Origin of the sequence: Bacteroides luhongzhouii (assembly GCF_009193295.2) — a bacterium.
Lineage (GTDB): Bacteria > Bacteroidota > Bacteroidia > Bacteroidales > Bacteroidaceae > Bacteroides > Bacteroides luhongzhouii.
In genome coordinates, this window is the sequence record NZ_CP059973.1 from 3,285,518 (window position 1) to 3,306,566 (window position 21,049).

General features: G+C 38.2%; 14 protein-coding genes and 1 pseudogene. 12 read left to right on the forward strand and 3 right to left on the reverse strand.

Going from position 1 to position 21,049, the window contains the following annotated elements; all coding sequences use genetic code 11:
* Positions 1–36 precede the first annotated feature (36 nt).
* Both GD631_RS11955 and GD631_RS11960 read left to right on the forward strand, forming a co-directional pair.
* Entirely contained in the window at positions 37–1,062 is a 1,026-nt protein-coding gene (locus tag GD631_RS11955; protein ID WP_143257216.1) for an o-succinylbenzoate synthase, read from the forward strand.
* A 21-nt stretch (positions 1,063–1,083) separates the two neighbouring features.
* Positions 1,084–2,175, forward strand: a complete 1,092-nt coding sequence (locus tag GD631_RS11960) for an AMP-binding protein (protein WP_143257217.1) — start codon at positions 1,084–1,086, stop codon at positions 2,173–2,175.
* A gap of 349 nt (positions 2,176–2,524) precedes the next feature.
* Here the strand turns inward: GD631_RS11960 and GD631_RS11965 are convergent, their stop codons facing one another.
* Both GD631_RS11965 and GD631_RS11970 read right to left on the reverse strand, forming a co-directional pair.
* Positions 2,525–3,142: an RloB family protein gene (locus GD631_RS11965; protein WP_143257218.1), complete on the reverse strand. Its 618-nt coding sequence runs from the start codon at positions 3,140–3,142 to the stop codon at positions 2,525–2,527.
* A 9-nt stretch (positions 3,143–3,151) separates the two neighbouring features.
* Positions 3,152–4,339 (reverse strand): AAA family ATPase, encoded by a 1,188-nt coding sequence (locus GD631_RS11970; RefSeq protein ID WP_143257219.1) that lies wholly within the window; start codon positions 4,337–4,339, stop codon positions 3,152–3,154.
* A gap of 386 nt (positions 4,340–4,725) precedes the next feature.
* On the opposite strand from GD631_RS11970, the pseudogene GD631_RS22335 reads away from it, so the two are divergent.
* A pseudogene (locus GD631_RS22335) lies at positions 4,726–4,854 on the forward strand (DNA-binding protein); the annotation flags it as partial.
* 128 nt (positions 4,855–4,982) lie between these two features.
* Here GD631_RS22335 and GD631_RS11975 read toward each other — a convergent pair.
* Complete coding sequence (locus tag GD631_RS11975; protein WP_143257220.1) at positions 4,983–5,546, reverse strand: RNA polymerase sigma-70 factor; 564 nt, start codon at positions 5,544–5,546, stop codon at positions 4,983–4,985.
* Positions 5,547–5,922: 376 nt separating this feature from the next.
* Here GD631_RS11975 and GD631_RS11980 point away from each other — a divergent pair, with 376 nt between their 5' ends.
* The 9 genes from GD631_RS11980 (at position 5,923) to GD631_RS12020 (ending at position 21,044) form a co-directional block, all read left to right on the forward strand.
* Positions 5,923–7,143 (forward strand): InlB B-repeat-containing protein, encoded by a 1,221-nt coding sequence (locus GD631_RS11980; RefSeq protein ID WP_244983328.1) that lies wholly within the window; start codon positions 5,923–5,925, stop codon positions 7,141–7,143.
* A 172-nt stretch (positions 7,144–7,315) separates the two neighbouring features.
* Positions 7,316–8,236: a FecR family protein gene (locus tag GD631_RS11985; RefSeq protein ID WP_143257221.1), complete on the forward strand. Its 921-nt coding sequence runs from the start codon at positions 7,316–7,318 to the stop codon at positions 8,234–8,236.
* Between the two features lie 253 nt (positions 8,237–8,489).
* Positions 8,490–11,810, forward strand: coding sequence for a SusC/RagA family TonB-linked outer membrane protein (locus GD631_RS11990; RefSeq protein ID WP_143257222.1), 3,321 nt, complete (start codon positions 8,490–8,492; stop codon positions 11,808–11,810).
* 22 nt (positions 11,811–11,832) lie between these two features.
* Positions 11,833–13,473 carry a SusD/RagB family nutrient-binding outer membrane lipoprotein gene (locus tag GD631_RS11995; protein ID WP_143257613.1) on the forward strand — a complete coding sequence of 547 codons (1,641 nt, stop codon included), beginning with the start codon at positions 11,833–11,835 and terminating at the stop codon, positions 13,471–13,473.
* Between the two features lie 35 nt (positions 13,474–13,508).
* Positions 13,509–14,573 (forward strand): glycoside hydrolase family 18, encoded by a 1,065-nt coding sequence (locus tag GD631_RS12000; protein ID WP_244983330.1) that lies wholly within the window; start codon positions 13,509–13,511, stop codon positions 14,571–14,573.
* Between the two features lie 21 nt (positions 14,574–14,594).
* Positions 14,595–15,794, forward strand: coding sequence for a DUF1735 and LamG domain-containing protein (locus GD631_RS12005; RefSeq protein ID WP_143257224.1), 1,200 nt, complete (start codon positions 14,595–14,597; stop codon positions 15,792–15,794).
* 193 nt (positions 15,795–15,987) lie between these two features.
* A complete protein-coding gene (locus GD631_RS12010; RefSeq protein WP_143257225.1) occupies positions 15,988–16,527 on the forward strand; it encodes an RNA polymerase sigma-70 factor in 540 nt (179 codons plus the stop codon).
* A 47-nt stretch (positions 16,528–16,574) separates the two neighbouring features.
* Positions 16,575–17,564, forward strand: coding sequence for a FecR family protein (locus tag GD631_RS12015; RefSeq protein WP_143257226.1), 990 nt, complete (start codon positions 16,575–16,577; stop codon positions 17,562–17,564).
* A gap of 174 nt (positions 17,565–17,738) precedes the next feature.
* Complete coding sequence (locus GD631_RS12020; RefSeq protein ID WP_143257227.1) at positions 17,739–21,044, forward strand: TonB-dependent receptor; 3,306 nt, start codon at positions 17,739–17,741, stop codon at positions 21,042–21,044.
* Positions 21,045–21,049: the final 5 nt, after the last annotated feature.

Consider the following 21,049-nt stretch of genomic DNA (forward strand, 5'->3'; position numbering starts at 1 on the left):
TGCGTTATTCTGTGGTGAATTGAAAAATTATGCACGATGAACTGTAAAATAGAAATTATTCCCCAATTGCTCCATTTCAAGCAGCCTGCCGGAACTTCCCGGGGAACATATACCACGCGTAAAGTCTGGTATCTTCATTTCACCTCTCCTGACTTCCCTGGCAGAGTGGGAATAGGAGAGTGTGCACCTTTGCCCGCTTTAAGTTGTGACGATCTTCCTGATTACGAAGATATATTAGTGAAAGCCTGTCGGAAAGTAGAGAGGGAACAAGGTAGATTGGATATGGATGGCTTGTGTGACTATCCTTCAATTTTATTTGGTCTGGAAACAGCCATCCGGCATTTCTTTGCAGGAAACTGGGCTTTAAGTGATACGGCTTTCTCACGTGGAGAAGTTGGAATTCCGATTAACGGTCTTATCTGGATGGGAGATTTTCAGAACATGTTATCCCAGATTGAGAAAAAGATGGAAGCTGGGTTTCGCTGCATCAAGTTAAAGATAGGTGCCATCAATTTTGAAGAAGAACTGACATTACTGCGTCATATTCGTGCGCGTTATTCTTCCAAGGAAATAGAGTTGCGTGTAGATGCAAATGGTGCTTTTTCTCCGGTCGATGCAATGGAAAAACTGAAACGTCTGTCCGAACTTGATTTGCATTCCATCGAACAGCCGATCCGTGCCGGACAATGGGAGGAAATGGCCCGTCTTGCTTCCGAATCTCCGTTACCGATCGCTTTGGATGAAGAATTGATAGGATGCAACACGCTGGAAAAAAGGCAAGAACTGCTTTCAACAGTCCGTCCGCAATATATCGTTATAAAACCTTCCCTTCATGGAGGAATATGCGGAGGAGATGAATGGATTATCGAAGCAGAAAAGCAGCATATCGGCTGGTGGATTACTTCCGCACTAGAATCAAACATTGGTTTGAACGCTATTGCACAGTGGTGTGCAACATTCAGCAATCCGTTGCCGCAGGGACTGGGAACAGGGGCGCTCTTTACAGACAACGTGGAAGTGCCTCTTGAAATAAGAAAAGATTGTCTATGGTTTTGTAAATGATGGCATTTAAAGGATATTCCGATGGTATTTGATCGAAAACAACAATGCTTGTTACTGGAAGGAAAAGAATATACTTCTGAAGATATACGCCAATTGATAGCCGGAGGGGCGGAGGTTCATTCTCCTGCTCTATGGGATTTATATCTTTTCCTGAACGAATGGTTTAATGCTTCTCCCGTCATTACTGTCTACACGTCAGGCTCCACAGGTACACCTAAAGAATTGATTGTACGTAAAGATCAGATGATGCAAAGTGCGCGTCTGACTTGTGAGTTTCTGAATTTGAAAGAAGGTCAGTCGGCATTACTATGTATGAATCTTCGTTATATAGGTGCGATGATGGTGGTTGTGCGTTCGTTGGTTGCAGGTTTGAATTTGATTGTACGTCCTGCTTCCGGTCATCCTTTAGCGGATATAAAAGAACCTTTGGGATTTGTGGCAATGGTCCCATTGCAAGTTTATAACACATTGCAGATTCCCGAAGAAAAAGAGCGATTAAAACAAACGGATATTCTGATTATAGGAGGCGGAGCCGTTGATGAGGCTCTAGAGGCGGAGATCAAACATCTTCCGACCGCAGTCTATTCTACTTATGGCATGACTGAAACTTTATCTCATATTGCTCTCCGTCGTCTGAACGGAACATCAGCTTCTGAACATTATTATCCATTTTCTTCAGTAAAATTGTCTTTATCCGCAGAGAATACGTTAATCATTGATGCCCCTTTGGTATGTGACGGAACATTGCAAACCAATGATATTGCACGTATCTATCCCGATGGAAGTTTTATGATTCTAGGCCGGAAAGATAACGTTATCAATAGCGGTGGAATCAAGATTCAAGCAGAGGAAATAGAAAAAGTCCTTCGTCCGTTTATTCCTCTGCCGTTTGTTATCACTTCAGTTCCTGACCATCGTTTGGGGCAGGCAGTGACCTTATTGATAGCGGGGCAATTGGATACAAAAGAGATAGAAGATAAATTGCAGACAATATTAGAACCATATTACCGTCCCCGTTATATTTTGACAACAGATTGCATTCCGCAAACGAAAAACGGAAAAATTAGTCGTGCGGAATGCCGTGCTTTGGCATTACATATTTTGCAGCACTAATGTCGCTATTGCAGGCGATAATGTATTAGCTTCTCACTTCCTCTCTTAGAAGCAAGTTCCATGTTGGTTTTGGAACATTCTATGTTTCTTGATTTTCCTCTCATACCAATACAATTTCACGGAACAAGTCAACTATATTCGTAAAATAATTGATAGTAAAAAACTTAAAGTATGAAAGGATAGTCAGGATATGTGCCTGAGATTAAATATTCCATCACACATATCTTAAATTTTAAGAAATAATAATATTCACGTAAAAATTTCTACAAATCAGAAGATGTAGAAGCATTATAACTTTTGCCAGCCTATATTTATTATTGAATATAGGTTCTTACAAGGTTAAATCTGGCTATTTCTTCATCACCTCATGAAAGAATTCTGCCATTTCGCTATAAGTATGTTCACGTCCTTCTTTTGATTTAGATAATATCGATTTTTCAGAATTCCCAATTGCTTTATCAAGATCCCCTCCATTTGCAAGCAAGAAATTATGTAATCCTTTGCATTTTCTGCTCAAAAAATCTTCGGTCTTTTCATAACTACAAATTTGCTCCAATTCTTTCGCCAATTCATTGGAGTTATTGAATTGTTGAGTCGTATATTTGAAATGATATAAGAACCATATTTCCAAACAGCGCTCGTTCTCAAAAAAACGTATTAGACTTTCTGTTCCCTGCCGCTTCTTGATGATCATTTTTTGATGATATTTTGTCTTTAGTCTTAAATAATTCTCTCGATTACGCCCTTCTTTCTTATTATCCATGTCAATTAGACAGAATATCATGTTATATCCGTCATTAATACATTGTTCTATTCGACGTTCCAATTCAGCCATGCTAGTGGCATGGTTGGGAACAACTGGTTTCACTTGTGCATGAATAACACCTTCTAATGACTTCAAATAATACTTTTCAGTCGGCCCTTCACCAATAACAGCTATTGTTGTTTTTGTTTTCCGCGTTTTCATATCACTTTTTTAAAAAATGGAACCTAATTCCGGTTTTGCACCAAGTTTTCCTGTTCTATATGCCTTATAAAGAGATAGATTTTTGTGCAATCCAAATTCAGAAGCACAATAAAGTTCAGTAGAGGCATCTTCCTTTGATTTCTCAGTAAACCAAACCATATCCCGACGTATAAATTCTTCATCCAATAACTGCTGGTCTTGTGTCGTGAACAGTATTTGTGAATTGGCTGTATTCATCATAAAAGTCGTCAGAAAATGGAGCAAAAGATCATAATGCAAATTACTTTCTATTTCATCAAAACTATATATATGATCTTCACGTAACATATTGAACATACATTCCTGTAACTGAAAATAGCGTAATGTCCCCAATGATTGGTCAATAGAAGATAAAGTAAAATCAGATCCGTCTATGGTGTGATGAGTAAAAAAAACATCTTTGCCACTTTGCATTCTTGCTTCATTGTCAATACTTATATTAGAAATATTAAAATCAGCCTTTCGCATAGCCGATATAAAATAATCTTTTTTCTCTTTATTATCAATCAATTGCTGGGCAATATCCAAAAGAGTATTTCCCTTCATACCATGCACATACCGAACAATCCAGTTATAGGTATCACGGAATATCTTTGCATCTTCATTTAGAGATACTTTTGCGAAAGTAGACAGTACAGTATGATTATTCAAAGTATTGTCTACAATTGTTTTCTTACTTTTCAAATGCAAACCGACTGTACGACCAAATTCAATATCCGGTACTACATCTTCATGGACAAACTTCCGACTATAAAATAAAGATAATACTCCATTAGGAGCATATTCCATTTTTTCAGAAATGATATAGCGGTTATTATACTCCACTGAATAGTCGTATCGTACTTGCCCTATATAAAAGGACACGGACAATCGGGTATTTTTATCCTTATCCAAAGCAAACGGATAAAAAGGTATAGCCTGTAGCTTATTAGTATAGGGAGACACCAACATTCTCCATATTGTTTCATAGGCATAGAGAATATTACTTTTTCCGGAAGCATTAGCCCCATAAAGTATAAGCATACGATTTAACCGCATCCCCGGTTTGATTTCGACAGTCAATAACTCATGAGAGGTCTTGTCTTTGGTAGCCTCGAAAGATAACACCTGCTCTTTTCGTATTGACATGAAATTTTCTATACCAAGTTCTCTAATCATACATTCATCTTTTTATTTCGTAACTTTCCTACAAAAATAACAAATCATCTGCACAAAAGATACTTTTCTTGCTATTATTTCACTTTTTTATCTTTTGGAGTAATTTCTTATTATCACCAGTTGATTAATTCCATTCTTTATGAAAAGAGCTGACTTCCTGTGACAATAAGTGACACTATAACCTAAATCATACAAATACGCCCTATCTTGCGTCAAAATTATGGTGTAACTTAAAAGAATATCATTATTATGGAAGTCATTTACATTGAAACCAAGCTGTTTGAAAAGATGATGAATCAATTCAACGCTTTTACAAAACAAGTAGATTCGCTTTGTCAAAAAGTCGATGTCAAAAATCTTAGTGCATGAATGGATAGCTAAGATGCCAAACCCTAAGAGATAACGGTAAATTACTTTATTCACAAATCCAGCACAAGATTTTCTATAAGCCGGAAGATGTAGAGGCATTATTGACTTTTGTCGGGCTTCAACGGAAAGAGAAAATTTTAAAATAAAAAAATATAAATCAATAGGTCATGAAAGGAATTATAATGAAAGGCAACAAACAGGTTGTTGCTTTTTTCAAGGCATTGGACATTTTTGCATAGATAATGAGAAACAGTACAGAAAGAAACTATTCGAATTAGGTGCGAAAAAAGAATAAAAGAAACAGTGGCATATAGTCTTTCAGTTCATTCCGCAAAAGTTCCATGGTTTTTTGTTTGTACCGGTTGATGGATTTTACGCTAAGATTCATTTCTTCTGCAATTTCCACATGAGTTTTTCCCTCAAAGAAACTTTTTACAAAGACTGCACGATAGTTGTCGGGTAGTTTATTTAATGTTTCATACAACATTCTGTATAATTCGTCAAGTGTATATACACTATCCGGCTCTAATTCATAAATAGGTGTCTTCTTTTGTATATTTTCAGCATAACTCCATTCATATTCCTGGTGCTTCAGGAAGTTCAGACAATTGTTTTTCACGCACATTTTGATGTATCCCAATGCCGTGTCCGATTGTAGGTTAAAAGAATCCGTATCCATCTTGTCCCATAATGAAGTAAATACATCCGAAACAATATCTTGGCGTATATCCTTATCATCAATAAACCTTTTCGCATACAGGCAGAATGGGGCGTAGTATTCCTCATAAAGTTGTTTGAAAGCTTGTTCCTTGGTATGTTTAGAAGAAAATATTTTCATTATTTAGAGATTCTGTGTTTTCCATTCTGCTGCAAATATATAATAAGATACTTATCAAAGCCTAATTTTCTTGCTATTTTTTTGTTTCTCGGATAAGCATTGTTGCTTCATTTTATTTCAATTTGAAAAAAAATGGATTTGCTTGTCCCTTTTGGTTGAGGTCAGTTGTATTATTAGTGTTGTTAAACTTAAAAGAATAGCTTATGGAATTACATCTCAATTGAATTAATGCCATTAGATACCTTTGGCAATAGCCATTTTCCTCTTATTTTTTAGTCCGGGGTCTCGCAAATACTGGCGGACATTAGAAAAGGAGATTATTGGTAACGTTAAATCATTTAGTAATAAATTTATTAATCAACAAAAAGTTAGAAACATGAAGCGATTAAGGTTTTTATTTTTGACCGCAGTTTGTGCCATGTTCTTCTCGTGTGGAGAAGATGAAGATTATCAGAATTATTTAGTTACCGCATTTGCCGGCTATGGTGGTGCTGTTGTTACTGTTGACAAAGAGAAGGCGATGGCTGGTGAAATAGTAACTGTTGTGGCAACTCCGGACGAAGGCTTTCTGTTTAAAGAATGGAAAGTAAGAGTCGGTAATACAGTGATTGAGAACATACAAGCTAACCCTTCTACATTTACTATGCCTCAGGAAGATGTAGTGGTTGTAGCTACGTTTATGATAAGAAATGATGTACTTGAAAGGATTACCGATCCGGCATTAAAAGCTTATTGCCAGTCCAGAATGGATACGGAGCAGGAAATAGATGGGGTTATTTATCCAAAGTGGGATATGAATGGTAATGGTGTGCTTTCTCCTGACGAAGCGGCAGTGATAAAGGCAATTGATATCACTGGAGGTGTAAATGGGGGCAAGATAAAAAGTGTGGATGAACTAGTTGAATTTACAGGACTGGAAGTGTTGAAAGTTAGTGGAAATGAATTGACTACATTAAATGTAGCATGGTCTAAACTTGCAAAACTTGATTGTAGCCATAATAAATTGAGCAATTTGTCCGTAGGAAAAAGTGAAAATCTTAAAGAGTTATATTGTAACAGTAATCATTTGTCCTCATTGAAGTTGAAGGCTATGCTATATGAAGATGGTTTTATGCTTCATTGTGGTAACCAAACAACAATAGATGGAGAAGCTCGTACGGTTGAAGTGCTATTGTCTGAGGAACAAATAGCTTTTTGGGAAAGTAATCTGAAAAAACTGAATGAAAATGTAAATGTGGAAGTTCAAACTATGCCTAATACTGATGTCTATTTAACAATGACTGATGCATATAAATATTCATATGGCAGTTTGACGCTAATACTTTCGGATGATGATGGTAATCGTATACAATTAAGTTTGAAATTATCCGAGTTGCAACCGGGAGAATATTCTAAAGCCCAAATAAATAGTGCATATGTGACAGTGACAGGTGGGGGCAGTTATAGGAGTTTAGACTCTGACGATCCCGGTTCGTTTATTGTAAAATATAATGCAGTTAGTGATATTTATACTATAGAAGGGGTCTTAAACTTGCGTGCAAATGCATCGTATCCTTCTGTTAATATTGTAGGATTTGAATATACAGGACCGTTGTAGTCTATATTGACAGAGAAGAGAATGGAAAAATATTCGTAGATTTTCCTTATGTGTAGATTAAAGAGTCTACGGATGTTTTTTTCAGATTATTGAAAAATGATTGGCTTTTGATGTCCCTTTTCAATGAGTCGATTGTACTATTAATATAGTTGCAATTATAAAAAAAGAAAGTATGGAAAATAAGGATTGGGAAGTATCATTTCGAAAAGCACAGGCATTAGGCGATGATATTAGAGAACTAGAATCGATTGATGTATTAGCTTCTTATCGACAGTCTAAAGTTAAAATAAGAAGTCAGAAAAGGATGAAACGGTATAATCAGCTGATGCGTTGCGCTGCATTTTTGTCTGTACCTCTGTTGTTAGCTTCTTTGCTTTTCGGATATTTATATTTTGTAGAACCGGAAGAAGAGATAAGATATGCAGAAGTGACTTCTACAATGGGAACAGTGACACGTTATGAACTTCCGGATCATACTGTGGTATGGTTAAATTCCGGTACTACGTTACGTTATCCTACTATGTTCAAAAAAGATAATCGCAGTGTAGAACTGAGAGGAGAAGCCTATTTTGAAGTGGAAGCAGACCATAAACGTCCGTTTTGGGTTTATACGCCGAATGGCCTGAGGATATATGTTTATGGTACTAAATTCAACGTTGCAGCTTATGATGATGATGGTTATATAGAGACAGTGTTGGAAAAGGGTATGGTAAATGTCGTTACTCCCAATCATGAGACAATTATTTTAACTCCCGGTGACCAATTGCTATATGACAAACATACTTCGCGAATAGAGAAGGAGAAAGTTGATGTTTATGGAAAGGTGGCATGGAAAGAGGGGAAAATGATTTTCAGAAATGCTTCGTTGGAAGAAATATTAAAACGGCTGGAACGTCATTTTAATGTGGATATCGAATTCAATAATCATTCGGGAAAGACATATAATTATAGGGCTACCTTCCGAAATGAAACGTTGACACAGATATTGGACTATCTGGCAAAGTCGGCAAATCTGAAGTGGAAAATCCAAACGCCGGAACAGCAAGAGGATGATACACTTACGAAGACCAAAATAATAGTAAATTTATATTAGTAAATAACCTTTAAAAAAGACTATGTATGACGACACAGAATAGAGAATAAAAAAAGGAAGAAAGCTGCTGTCAACAGCTATCTTCCCCTCGTTTTTCAAGATTCACGGTACAGGGTCTCGCAAACGCTAACCGGAATCAAAACCTTAGTTCATTTAGTAATAAACTTTAGTCAGCTACAAATGTATGAAAAAAAATCATTCATTTATTGCATTATGCTTTAAATATGCTTTAAATCTAAAACTTCCTTTAGTTATGAGGATTAGTCTAACATTGCTTTTTGCAGTCGTATTGCAACTTTCTGCAGCAAATGGCTATGCCCAACGCATACGGGGTACCATTTCAATGAACAATGTATCTGTAGAACAGGTATTGAATAAGATAGAGGAAAGTTCGGATTATGTGTTCCTTTATAATGATAAGGCGATTCAGAAGGACCGCATTGTTTCAGTGAATAATAATTCCGGCAAGATACAGGACATTCTGGATGAAATATTCCGGGGTACTTCTATATCTTATACGGTGGTGGATAAACAAATTATTCTTTCCACGAAACCTTTCGTGCAGAAAACAATGGAAGATGCGACTATTCTGGTAAAAGGTATAGTAAAGGATGTGAATGGCGAACCTCTTATTGGAGTAAATGTAAAGGTAAAAGGTTCAAATATCGGTACAATTACAGATATTGACGGTAATTTTACGATTAGGACAAAGAAAGGGGATGTCCTCGAATTTTCTTATGTGGGATATACGGTTCAAAATGTAACAATTACGGGAAATGCGACTTTGAATATTGTACTTCAAGAAGACAATGCAGTGCTTGACGAAGTCGTTGTCACTGCATTGGGTATCAAGCGTTCGGACAAGGCGTTGAGTTATAATGTGCAGAAATTGGGCGATGCACAATTTATGTCTGTCAAGGAAGCCAGTGTGCCGAATGCGTTGAACGGTAAGGTGGCAGGTGTCACAATTAGCCAAGGGGCTTCCGGTATCGGTGGGTCCACAAAGGTGGTGATGCGTGGTAGCAAGTCTGTAAACGCGGAAGGAAACAATAATGCATTGTATGTGTTGGACGGTATACCGCTTCCCGACCTTTTCCCGCGGAGAGGGGCTACCTCTAATGCACAGTATGGAGGAGTGGACGAAGGTGACGGTATCTCCAATATCAATATGGAGGATATTGCGGAAGTGACTGTGTTGACAGGACCTTCGGCAGCTGCTCTTTATGGTGGTCAGGCTGCGAATGGAGTAATCATGTTGACCTCCAAACAAGGAGGACTGAAAGACGGAAAGCCTCGTATTTCATTCTCCCATTATTCCGATTTCTACCGACCGCTTCTTTTGCCGAAGTTGCAAAATACGTACGGAAGTCGTACGGATGAATTTTCCAGTTGGGGACCGAAGCTGGAGACTCCTGCGAATTATGATCCGGCAGATTTCTTTGACACAGGCATGAGTTTCTCTAACAGCATCGGGGCACAGTTGGGAACGGAGAATCATAAATCTTATATTTCTCTTTCTTCTTATAATGCCCGTGGGGTAGTTCATAATAATAATCTTGACCGCTACAACGTTTCCTATAATGGTACATATACCATTACGGAAAAACTTTCTTTGGGAGCTACTTTTATGTATACGAACAAGAAAGCGCAGAATATGCTTTCGCAAGGTGACTATTATAATCCGATTGTACCGATTTATCTGTTTCCTCGCGGTGATAATATAGATAAGTATAAATCATATGAACGTTACAGTGCAGACAGAGGATTCCCGGTTCAATTCTGGCCCTATGGCGACCAAAAGAGAAGTATCCAAAATCCGTATTGGATTACGCACCGTAATTTCAATATAAACCATAACGAGCGTTTTATTATTGGTGGAAGTTTGAAATATACGTTCAATGAATGGTTTAACATCAGTGCCCGTTTCCGTACGGACCGCGATAACAAGAAGAATGAAATCAAAAATTATGCTTCTACATTGCTGTTGCTGGCTTCCAGTTCGGATAAAGGCTCATATTTGTTGGCAACGGAAAAGAATATACAGGATTATGGAGATGTGATTGCCAATTTCCAGAAAACGGTATCGGACTGGGGATTTGTAGTCAATGCGGGTGCCAGCTTTAAGAATGCATCATTCGATTATACTGCCAACTCTAATAAACTGGAGTTTGGAGCGCCTCTTGCTAGCGTAGCCAATAAGTTTACATTGAACAACCTGACTCCGGAACCCCAATATCAGGAAGGTAAAAAGATGAAGTCGCAAGCTGTATTCTTCAGTGCTTCTGTGGATTGGAAAAGAAAAGTATTCTTGGATGTAACAGGACGTAACGAATGGACTTCGTTGCTTGCCAATACCAAAAACAAGAGTTTCTTCTATCCGTCGGTAGGTATGTCTTTTGTGTTGACAGAGTTCTTCAAAGTGCCGGAGAAAATATTGACGTTCTCCAAACTTCGTCTGTCGTATGCTAAGGTAGGAAATGTGCCGATGTCACTTGCCGGAATCACTATTCCGTCTTATCCGATTAGTCCGGGCGGTGGTGTAAGCATCAATCCCGACCTGCCTATCGACAATTTGAAATTTGAAAAGACACAGTCGTTTGAAATTGGTCTGAATGCCCGCTTCCTGAATAACAAGTTGGGATTAGACATAACATATTATAACGCTAACACCTACGACCAGTTGTTCAAGTTCAGAGCACCGGAAAGCAGCGGTTATGCCAACTTCTATGTGAATGCCGGTAAAGTAAACAATAAAGGTCTTGAGGCTTCCATTGATGCGGATTTGACATTCGGAGATTTCAATTATTCACCGAAACTTACGGTTACCTACAATAAAAACAAGATCGTGGAATTGGTGAGGAATATACCTAATCCGTTCACCGGAGCCGATATGAATGTTTCGCATTTCGACATGGGAGGGCTTTCTTATTCATTCCGCAACTATATAGATGAGGGCGGTTCTATCGGTGATATATATGTCAATTCAGTGAAGAAAGATGGAAACGGATATGTGTATGTGAATCCGAATACCTTGAGCATGATGGTGGACAATGAAAATCTGATATATGCAGGAAATACTAATCCGGATTGTTCGCTCGGATTTAACAATACGTTCAGCTATAAAGGTTTTACACTCTCATTTCTGATTGATGCCCGGATTGGCGGAAAAGTGGTTTCTGCCACACAAGCTGTTCTGGACTCTTTCGGTGCATCCGAACAGAGTGCGAAGGCACGTGACAATGGTGGTGTGCTTGTAAACGGAGTGCTGATGGATGCGGAAACTTACTATACTCAAATGGGAGCAGGTACAGGTGTATTGTCCAATTATGTATATGATGCTACCAATATACGTTTGAGAGAAGCTTCGCTTTCTTATCGTTTTAAACCTTTGTTTAAGAACTTTGTGAAAGATTTGACTCTGTCCGTGACCGGGCGTAATTTGTTTATGATTTACAATAAGGCTCCTTTCGACCCGCAGCTGACTTCCTCAGTGGGTACTTTCTATCAAGGTATAGATTACTTCATGATGCCGAGTCTAAGAAGCTTCGGTGTGAGTCTTAAATTTACATTATAATTAAATTAACAAACAGATGAAAATGATACTAAATAATAGATATTTCGGCAAAAGTCTGCTTCTGGTTTCTGCTTGTTCTTTGTGGATGTTAGGAGCTTGTACAGGAGATTTCATGGAGACAAATACCGATCCCAATGCTGTTACGGAAGAAGAGTTGGGATATGACAACTTGGGTACGGGCTCGATGATAACGCAGATGCAGTATCAAATGTATCCGTGCATTACAAAAGACCAAAATATAGATGTCAATAACTATCAGAAAATGTTCAGCCTTGCCGGAGACATTTTTTCCGGGCATCAGGGAGCTTCCAATATGTTTGACAGTAACGGAAGAAATAATACGACGTATGATATGTATCCCGACTGGTGTGCGGCAGCTTATACTGTGGCTTATCAGAATTATATGACTCCTTGGTATACCCTTTACACCAAAAGGAATATCAATCCTTCCACATTTGCAGTGGGACAGATTTTGAAAGTTTTCGGTATGCACCGCATCACGGATATGTATGGTCCGATTCCTTATAAAGATTTCGCACCAGCTTCCGATGTTCCGTTCACTTCACAGCAAGTCATTTATGAACAGTTTTTTAGCGAACTGGATGAAGCAATTGGGATATTGAAAGAATTCATCAAAGATAATCCCGGTGCCAAACCATTGGTAAGTTATGATAAGATTTATGGCGGGGATTTTGAAAAGTGGGTAAAATTTGCCAATTCTTTAAAGTTGCGCCTGGCTCTTCGTATCGTGTATGTAGACGCAAAGATGGCTCAACAGAGAGCTGAGGAAGCGATAAGAGAGGGTGTGTTTATTGATAATGAGGATAATGCCATGTTAAAAGTGGATGGTTCTGCAACGGTCAATCCTTTGTATATGATTTGTTACACTTACAATGACAGTCGTTTGGGAGCAACTATGGAGGGTTACTTGAAAGGGTATGAAGATCCTCGTCTGGATATTTGGTTTGCTAAATCAGAAGTTTCCGGATTTAAAGAATATAATGGAATCAGATGCGGCAGTATGTTCAATGGAAATGATTATAAGATATTTTCTAATCTGAATGTCTCTTCAAGTACCCCTATCCAGTTTATGAACGCTGCGGAAGTCTATTTTCTACGTGCGGAAGCTGCTTTGCGTGGATGGAATGCGGGGGGAGACGCAGAGACATTGTATGAAAATGGGATTGCGACTGCTTTCTCCCAACCGTTGGGGGCTACTCAAGCAAAAGCAGGAGATGCAAGTGCGTACATGAAACGGACCACTTTACCGAAAGGTTATGTTGACCCCAAGAATTCCAGTTATAGCGACAGTAGTACGGGACAAGTGTCTGTGAACTGGGCAGATGCTACTGATTTTGATGAAAAGCTGGAGAAAATTATAACTCAAAAGTGGATTGCTCTGTTCCCCGACGGACAAGAAGCATGGAGCGAGTTCAGAAGAACAGGATGTCCGAGAGTGATCCGGGTGGCTAGGAACAATAGTGGCGGGCGCATCGACACTAAAAAACAAGTGGCAAGATTGCCTTATCCTACCAACTTGTCGAAAGACTATCCCGATTTATACCAGGAAGCAGTGAATAATTCCGAATTGTTGGATGGCGCAGACAATGGCGGTACGAAACTTTGGTGGGATAAAAGAAGTGATAAACCTTATCAGAATTAAAAAATAGTGTGTAATCTTAATAGTTTTATATTGATATGAAAAACGATCGGATAATAAAAATTCTGTGTTGCATATTTATGGTGACTCAGATTATCGGATGTAGTGACTGGATAGAAGCTGAACCGACTATTTTGCCGGAAATGAAATATAAGGAATTGACACCGGAAGAAGAAGCTGCATTGATTGCTTACAAGAATTCGGATCATAAGATATTTTTTGCATGGATGAATTATAGTCCCGCTACTTCTTCTATGCAGACCCGGTTAAGAGGTATTCCTGACAGCCTTGACATCGTCTCATTCTTTACCGGATATGTGAATAATAAACAGAATCGGGAAGATGTGAAATTCCTTCAGGAACGGAGAGGTACCAAAGTATTGTTGACAATGTGGCCGGATAAATATTTTGCTACGACTGGAGAAGGGAGAGAGGACTTGGATTCGATGATAGTATATGCTGAGAATCTGGTTGATTCTATTTATACATGGGGATTGGACGGATTTGATTTGGATTATGAACCAAGTTTCGGTGGAGATAGTTATACCACAGAAATGATGCGTACTTTCATTGATGTAATGAGTAAATATTTGGGACCTAAGTGTGATGAGCAATATAAAGTGAATGGTAAACATAAATTGTTGGTTGTTGACGGACAGTGGAATGACGCTGAATATGCAGACCGTTTTGATTATTTTATCGGTCAGGCATATAATGCCAGTTCCGAAACTTCACTGAATAACAGATGTCAGGATGGATGGGAAGATTATGGAAAAGGATTTCCGAATGAAAAGAGGATCTTTTGTGAATGGGTGAGTCAGGTTGGCAATGCATTTGGACAAGGTGGGGTGAATTATAGATATAACAATGAATATATTCCAAGTTTATGGGGAATGGCTCATTATGCTGCTGAAAGTCCGAAGAACGTGGCAGGTTGTGGTGCGTATGTGTTGCAGTTTGGATATGCTGAAGGAAACCATTTGAATTTGCCTGTGCCACCTAATAATTACTATTATGCACGCCAGGCGATTCAGATTATGAATCCTGCTGGTAAAACAGTGGAAGATGAATCTGATGAAGTAGAGGATGAAGTTGAAGAATAACAATTATAAAGTTGTAAAGAAATGAAGAATTTATTCACAAAAAATAGATTGGCTGTTGCGTGCCTTTCATGCCTTGCCTTTATAGGAACGGCCTGCAATGAAAGCATAGATGTGGAAGCTGTGTATATCACCGCTGCTGAAAAAACTCCTATAACGACTTTTTCTGCAACGAATAATAACGATGAACTAGGAATAACAATTTCCAGTTCGTTGATTGCAAATTCAAATATAGAAGGTGAATTGATGATTGACAATTCGTTGGTGGAACGCTATAATAGTGATCATGGAGAGTCTTACAAGACTCTGCCGGAAGGTGCTTGTGTGTTGTCGAGCAGTTCTGTGTTGGTAGAAAGCGGCAAATATCGTTCCGAAGCGGTGAAACTAGTGGTAAAGGACATAGATGCCATACAGAAAGGCGTTAATTTCTTGTTACCTGTAAAATTGGTTAGTAAAAATAAGGATTATCCTAGTTTGCCGGGAAGTGATGTTTTATATGTCATAGTCAACAGGAAGTTACTTGTGAATGTTCCTAAGCTGAATGGACAGAATTATTTTAAGATAAACTTTAAGGATAATGATGTCAGCAGATTCCAGAATATGAGCGCATTTACTATCGAAACAAGAGTAAGTTTATGGGAATTCCCTAAATACTATGGTGGTAATCTAATGAGTATTATAGGTTTTCCTGTTGGAGAGAATGCAGAGAAAGGTACATGGATTTTTGTAGATGGAACTCCAGACCGTGTGGGAGGTGAAGGTGATGTGCCTGTCTTTATGTTTGCAACGAAAGGGTGGTCTGTGTATGCTGGTAAGTTGGGATATACACTCGAAAAGAATGCTTGGTATCATGTAGCCGGAGTATTTGAAAATAATACCCTGTCTTTGTACATTGATGGAATTTTGTTTGTACAAGCGGAATATGCAAATCCGATTTCATTGTCAGATAAGTTCTACATTGGAGCTGCACCGGGAGTGCAAAACGGTTTCTATTTGAAAGGTTCTGTGAGCGAAGCACGTTTTTGGACAAGGGCATTGTCTGCTTCCGAATTGAAGAATCCGCTTCATCGTTGTTTTGTAGAAGTTGACAGTGAAGGGTTGGAAGGCTACTGGAAGCTGGATGATATGAGTGACGAGTGTAAAGATTATACCGGACATGGTCATACTGCTGTAAAACAAGGAAGTGGCGCTATAGAATGGATGACTGAAGTACCTTGTCCTTGATTCTTCTAGTTTATTTGTAAGTTTGACTTAAATAAGAAACCGTGTTCAAAAGATTCTGAACACGGTTTCTTTATTTTAGATTCCTTTATTGTTTACTGGTAAATTTGTTTTTATTATTGCTATTATTTGTTTTTTTGTGCAAAAGCTTCTACTTTTGGCTTCCATAAAAAATGATAATAACCGAAAATCTCTGATGACACATATTGGTGAACAAGAAAAGAAGAAGAAATTCGAGCAATTTTTCATTCTTACTTTTCCGAAGGTAAAAGCTTTTGCATGGAAGATTTTGCGTTCGGAAGAAGATGCTGAAGATATTGCCCAGGATATATTTGTCAAACTGTGGGATAATCCGGAAATCTGGGAAAACAAAGAAACATGGGATAGTTATATCTATACGATGGCTCGTAATCAGATCTATAACTTTTTGAAGCATCAGTCCGTAGAACTTAGTTATCAGGAGAAGCTGTTGCAGGAAGATTCTCCCTCTTTTGAATTTGACATATACGACAAGCTTTATGCAAAGGAACTGCAACTTCTGATAAAACTTACTTTAGATAATATGCCGGAGCAACGTAGAAAGGTTTTCTCTATGAGCCGGCAAGACGGAATGAGTAATCAGGAAATTGCTGATAGACTGCAACTTTCTATTCGTACAGTGGAGCGCCACATTTATCTTGCACTACAAGAATTAAAAAAAGTCATCTTAATTGCATTTTTTTTCTATTTCAGTTGAGTAGTCCGTTTTAGCAAGTTGTCTATATTATATAAGGCAAATCTAAAATGAAGAATTATATTCAAAAAATTATCAATGTATTCACTGCTTCCGAGCATAGTGGGAATGTAACCAAAGAAGTACATCAATGGTTATTGGATGAAGAACATGCTGACGAAAAAGATGCTGCATTGAATACATTATGGAACGAAACAGAAGGAAAAGTTGATGCAGGCACATGGACTTCTTTAGAGAATGTATATCATAAAGTCGGAGTATCTGCCGGCACTAAAAAGCAATATCGGTTGTTTCCCTGGAAATATGCGGCAGCAGTCGCTGTGTTTGTTGTATCAGTGTCCGGTACATTTTGGTTAACAAAGAATACGTTTAAAGAGAAAACGGTTGCAATGATCGAACAATATATTCCTGATGGAAAAACACATGAGTTTGAATTACCGGATGGTAGTCGGGTATATGTGAATTCTGGTACATTATTGCTTTATCCGGATGCGTTTAAAGGGGATACCCGTACTGTTTATCTGATAGGTGAAGCTGATTTCAAGGTTAAGAAGAATCCGGATAAGCCCTTTATTGTGCGATCTGCAAATATGTCTGTTACGGCTTTGGGTACTGAATTTAATGTGTCAGCTTATCCTGAAGATCCGGAGATGGTTGCTACTTTGATTCAGGGTAAGGTAAAAGTCGGCTATGAACAGTCGGATAATTCTTATATTTTGAGGCCAGGACAGCAGGTCGTTTATAATCGAAAGACAGCTCAAAGTAAAGTAGCAGATGCGAATTTGGAAGATGTAACTGCTTGGCAAAGAGGACAGATTATATTTCGTGGGAGTACTATGGAAGAAATCTTGTTGACTTTGGAAAGGCGCTTTGATATTACTTTCCAATATAATACGAATTTGTTTACTAACGATGAATATAATTTTAGCTTTAGCAAGAATACAGATATTGGAGAAGTGATGGAAGTGATAAAAGAAGTAACAGGAAAGTTCACTTACAAAATAGATAAGAATATTTGCTACATGAAAACAGTAGAATAGAATAAAAAACTTGATTGTTTAACCTTAAAAAATATCATTATGTAAAAAAGTATCCGGAAATAGGATGCCGCCTAGTTCCGGATATGAAATAAGTTTTTTAGTATTAAAAAGTAAAATACTTAACTTTTGATGGAATTAATATTATGAGTTTAACACTAAAAACGCTACGAAGATATGAATTTATATCTAAAAACAGCTAAAAGTACACTAATTATTTGCTGCTTGTTTATACTACAAACAGCAGTATTTGCCCAAAGTAATATTCGTATTACTATAAAAAATGCAGAAATCACTTTGCAGAATGCACTAATCGAAGTTGAAAAACAATCCAAATTATCTGTTGCTTATAATCAGTCTCAACTTTCAGATAAGCGACAATTATCCTTGAATATTGTCAATCAACCACTAGAAGCCGCTCTAAATACAATTTTGAAAGGAACCGGATTTTCTTATAAATTGACTGATAAGTACATCATGATTGTTCCTGAGAAAAAGGAAACGAACTCTCAGACTACAAAGACTGTAAAAGGAAAAATTGTTGATGAGAAGGGAGAACCTTTGATTGGCGTGAATGTAGCAGTGGATGGTACTAATACTGGTACCATCACCGATTTGGATGGAAATTTCTCTATGTCAGTTTTGGCTAATTCTACTTTGAAAGTATCTTATATTGGATATGCCACTCAGTTAATAGCCGTTTCCGGAAAGGATTTTTATAGTATAACCATGCGTCCGGATAATGAAGTGTTGGATGAGGTGGTCGTTACTGCTTTGGGTATCAAACGCGAAGTAAAATCATTGACCTATAATGTACAAGAAATGAAAGCTGCCGATCTTACTACTGTAAAGGATGCTAGCTTCATGAATAGCCTGGCAGGTAAGATTGCCGGTGTGACTATTAATCAAAGTGCGTCCGGTATTGGTGGTTCCACCCGTGTTGTGATGCGTGGTTTGAAATCTATAACGAATGACAACAATGCTTTATATGTAATCGACGGTATTCCTATGGCTTCTATGCGTTCTAATCAGGAAAAAAGCTTTTATGAGAATGCCGATGGAGGAGATAGTGATGGGATTTCCAGTATAAATCCGGATGATATCGAGTCAATGTCCGTATTGACGGGTGCGGCGGCTGCAGCTCTTTATGGTTCGCAGGGTGCCAATGGTGTTGTGCTGATTACAACAAAAAAAGGAGAAGAAGGGAAATTGAGAATTAATTACTCCAACGATACTCAGTTTATGAGTCCGTTGGTAATGCCTGAATTTCAAACAACTTATGGATCGGTGGAAGGTGAATTTGCCAGTTGGGGAGCTAAAAAGGATGCCACATGGGAACCTAAAGATTTCTTTCAAACAGGGTTCACAGAAACGAACTCGTTAGGTTTGTCCGCAGGTAATGACCGCAATCAGACTTATTTTTCAGCAGCATCGACTAATGCGCGCGGTATTATACCTAATAATACTTATAACCGGTATAATTTTACCTTGCGTAATACCACTGAATTAATAAAAGATAAATTGACATTGGACATGAGTGCTTCTTATGTGATCACCAATGACAATAATATGATGTCTCAGGGGCAGTACCATAATCCTCTTGTGGCGTTATACCTTATGCCCAGAGGGGATGATTTGAATAAGTATAAAGTATATGAACGTTATAATAGTGAGAAATATTATGATGTGCAATACTGGCCTTATGGTAATCAGGGAATGGCAATCGAAAATCCGTATTGGATTGTAAATCGTGAGAATATGAGTAATCATAAATCACGTTATATGTTCTCGGCAAATTTGAATTATAAGGTGTTTGACTGGATGAATGTTGTTGGCCGTATGCGTATAGATAATAGCAATGACACCTATGAACGTAAAATTGCGGCCTCTTCCGACCAATTGTTTGCATCAGAGTATGGTAATTATATGAATATGAAGTCGGGATATAAAAATACCTACGGTGATGTTATGGCCCAAGTTAACAAGCGTTGGGAGAATTGGGGAATTACAGCAAACCTAGGTGCCAGTTTCAATCATCAAACCTATGAAATGACGAATTATGAAGGGCATCTGGCGAGTGTTCCTAACTTTTTCTCTTTTAACAATATAAGTAAGAATGGTGCAAATACTAAGGCCGAACAGGGCGGATATATAGATAATAATCAGGCCGTGTTTGCAACTTTCCAATTAGGATATAAGAGTTGGGCATATCTGGATTTGACTGCCCGTAATGACTGGTTCTCTACTCTCGCTAATACTGATAATGAGAGAAGCGGGTTCTTTTATCCGTCGGTAGGGGTATCGGCAGTTGTTAGTGAGATTGTTGATTTGTCAAAAGCATATATCTCCTTTTTAAAAGTCAGAGCTTCATATAGTGAAGTTGGTAATCCTCCGATGCGACAGATTACGATGCCTACATATACTATAAAAGATGGTGTTGTCAATACCTCTTCAAGATTATTGAATCCTGACCTGAAACCTGAACGTACAAAATCGGTAGAGGTAGGTATGAACCTGAAAATGTTTCAGAATTTGCTGAATATTGATCTTACCTATTATAATAGTAATACCTACAACCAGTTTATTAATTATACCATGCCGCCAAGTACAGGTTACAGTGATTATATGCTGAATGGCGGTAAGGTAAACAACTGGGGGATTGAGGCTCGTTTGGGTATCAATACCAATCTTGGGCCTGTGAAATGGAATTCAAATCTGACTTTCACAATGAATCGTAATAAGGTTGTCTATCTGTTGCCTGGTGGTGCTACCAACCCAATTACAGGAGAACCTATTTCCATTACAGAAATAGAGCCTTTCAATCCTCAAGGAAGCTATAAGATGATAGTGAAAGAGGGAGGTACTTTGAGTGATATTTATGTGACAGGGTTGAAGATGGACTATTTGGGCAATATCAAAGTTGACGCGAATACCGGTGCTATTGAAGCTGATCCGAACACCTGGATAAAAGCCGGTAGTGCGGCACCCCGATTCAATTGGGGATGGAACAACAGTTTTAGTTGGAAAGGAATTAATCTTAGTTTCTTGATTGATGCTCGTATCGGTGGAGTAGGTGTTTCGGCTACACAAGCTAAGATGGATTATTATGGAACTTCTAAAACATCGGCTATAGCACGTGATAATGGTGGAGTAAACCTTAATAGCGGTCGGGTGACTGCAAAAGATTATTATAATGTGCTCGGTAATGGTTCGACCGGAGTCCTGTCAAACTACGTCTATAGTATGACGAATGTACGGCTTAGAGAAGCGACTTTAGGATATACTTTCCCGACAAAATGGTTTGGTAACCAGATACAAAATCTGACAGTGTCGCTCATTGGCAAAAATCTATTCATGTTCCACAATAAGGCACCTTTTGATCCGGAGTTATCTGCTTCTACGGGTACATATTATCAAGGGTTTGATTATTTTATGCAACCAAGTGTACGTAGCATTGGGTTTAGTGTGAAATTCCAATATTAATTAAC

Coding starts and splice junctions, on each gene's coding strand:
- GD631_RS11955 (WP_143257216.1), top strand. CDS start 37: ATGAACTGTAAAATAGAAATTATTCCCCAATTGCTCCATTTCAAGCAG.
- GD631_RS11960 (WP_143257217.1), top strand. CDS start 1,084: ATGGTATTTGATCGAAAACAACAATGCTTGTTACTGGAAGGAAAAGAA.
- GD631_RS11965 (WP_143257218.1), bottom strand. CDS start 3,142: ATGAAAACGCGGAAAACAAAAACAACAATAGCTGTTATTGGTGAAGGG.
- GD631_RS11970 (WP_143257219.1), bottom strand. CDS start 4,339: ATGATTAGAGAACTTGGTATAGAAAATTTCATGTCAATACGAAAAGAG.
- GD631_RS11975 (WP_143257220.1), bottom strand. CDS start 5,546: ATGAAAATATTTTCTTCTAAACATACCAAGGAACAAGCTTTCAAACAA.
- GD631_RS11980 (WP_244983328.1), top strand. CDS start 5,923: ATGAAGCGATTAAGGTTTTTATTTTTGACCGCAGTTTGTGCCATGTTC.
- GD631_RS11985 (WP_143257221.1), top strand. CDS start 7,316: ATGGAAAATAAGGATTGGGAAGTATCATTTCGAAAAGCACAGGCATTA.
- GD631_RS11990 (WP_143257222.1), top strand. CDS start 8,490: ATGAGGATTAGTCTAACATTGCTTTTTGCAGTCGTATTGCAACTTTCT.
- GD631_RS11995 (WP_143257613.1), top strand. CDS start 11,833: ATGATACTAAATAATAGATATTTCGGCAAAAGTCTGCTTCTGGTTTCT.
- GD631_RS12000 (WP_244983330.1), top strand. CDS start 13,509: ATGAAAAACGATCGGATAATAAAAATTCTGTGTTGCATATTTATGGTG.
- GD631_RS12005 (WP_143257224.1), top strand. CDS start 14,595: ATGAAGAATTTATTCACAAAAAATAGATTGGCTGTTGCGTGCCTTTCA.
- GD631_RS12010 (WP_143257225.1), top strand. CDS start 15,988: ATGACACATATTGGTGAACAAGAAAAGAAGAAGAAATTCGAGCAATTT.
- GD631_RS12015 (WP_143257226.1), top strand. CDS start 16,575: ATGAAGAATTATATTCAAAAAATTATCAATGTATTCACTGCTTCCGAG.
- GD631_RS12020 (WP_143257227.1), top strand. CDS start 17,739: ATGAATTTATATCTAAAAACAGCTAAAAGTACACTAATTATTTGCTGC.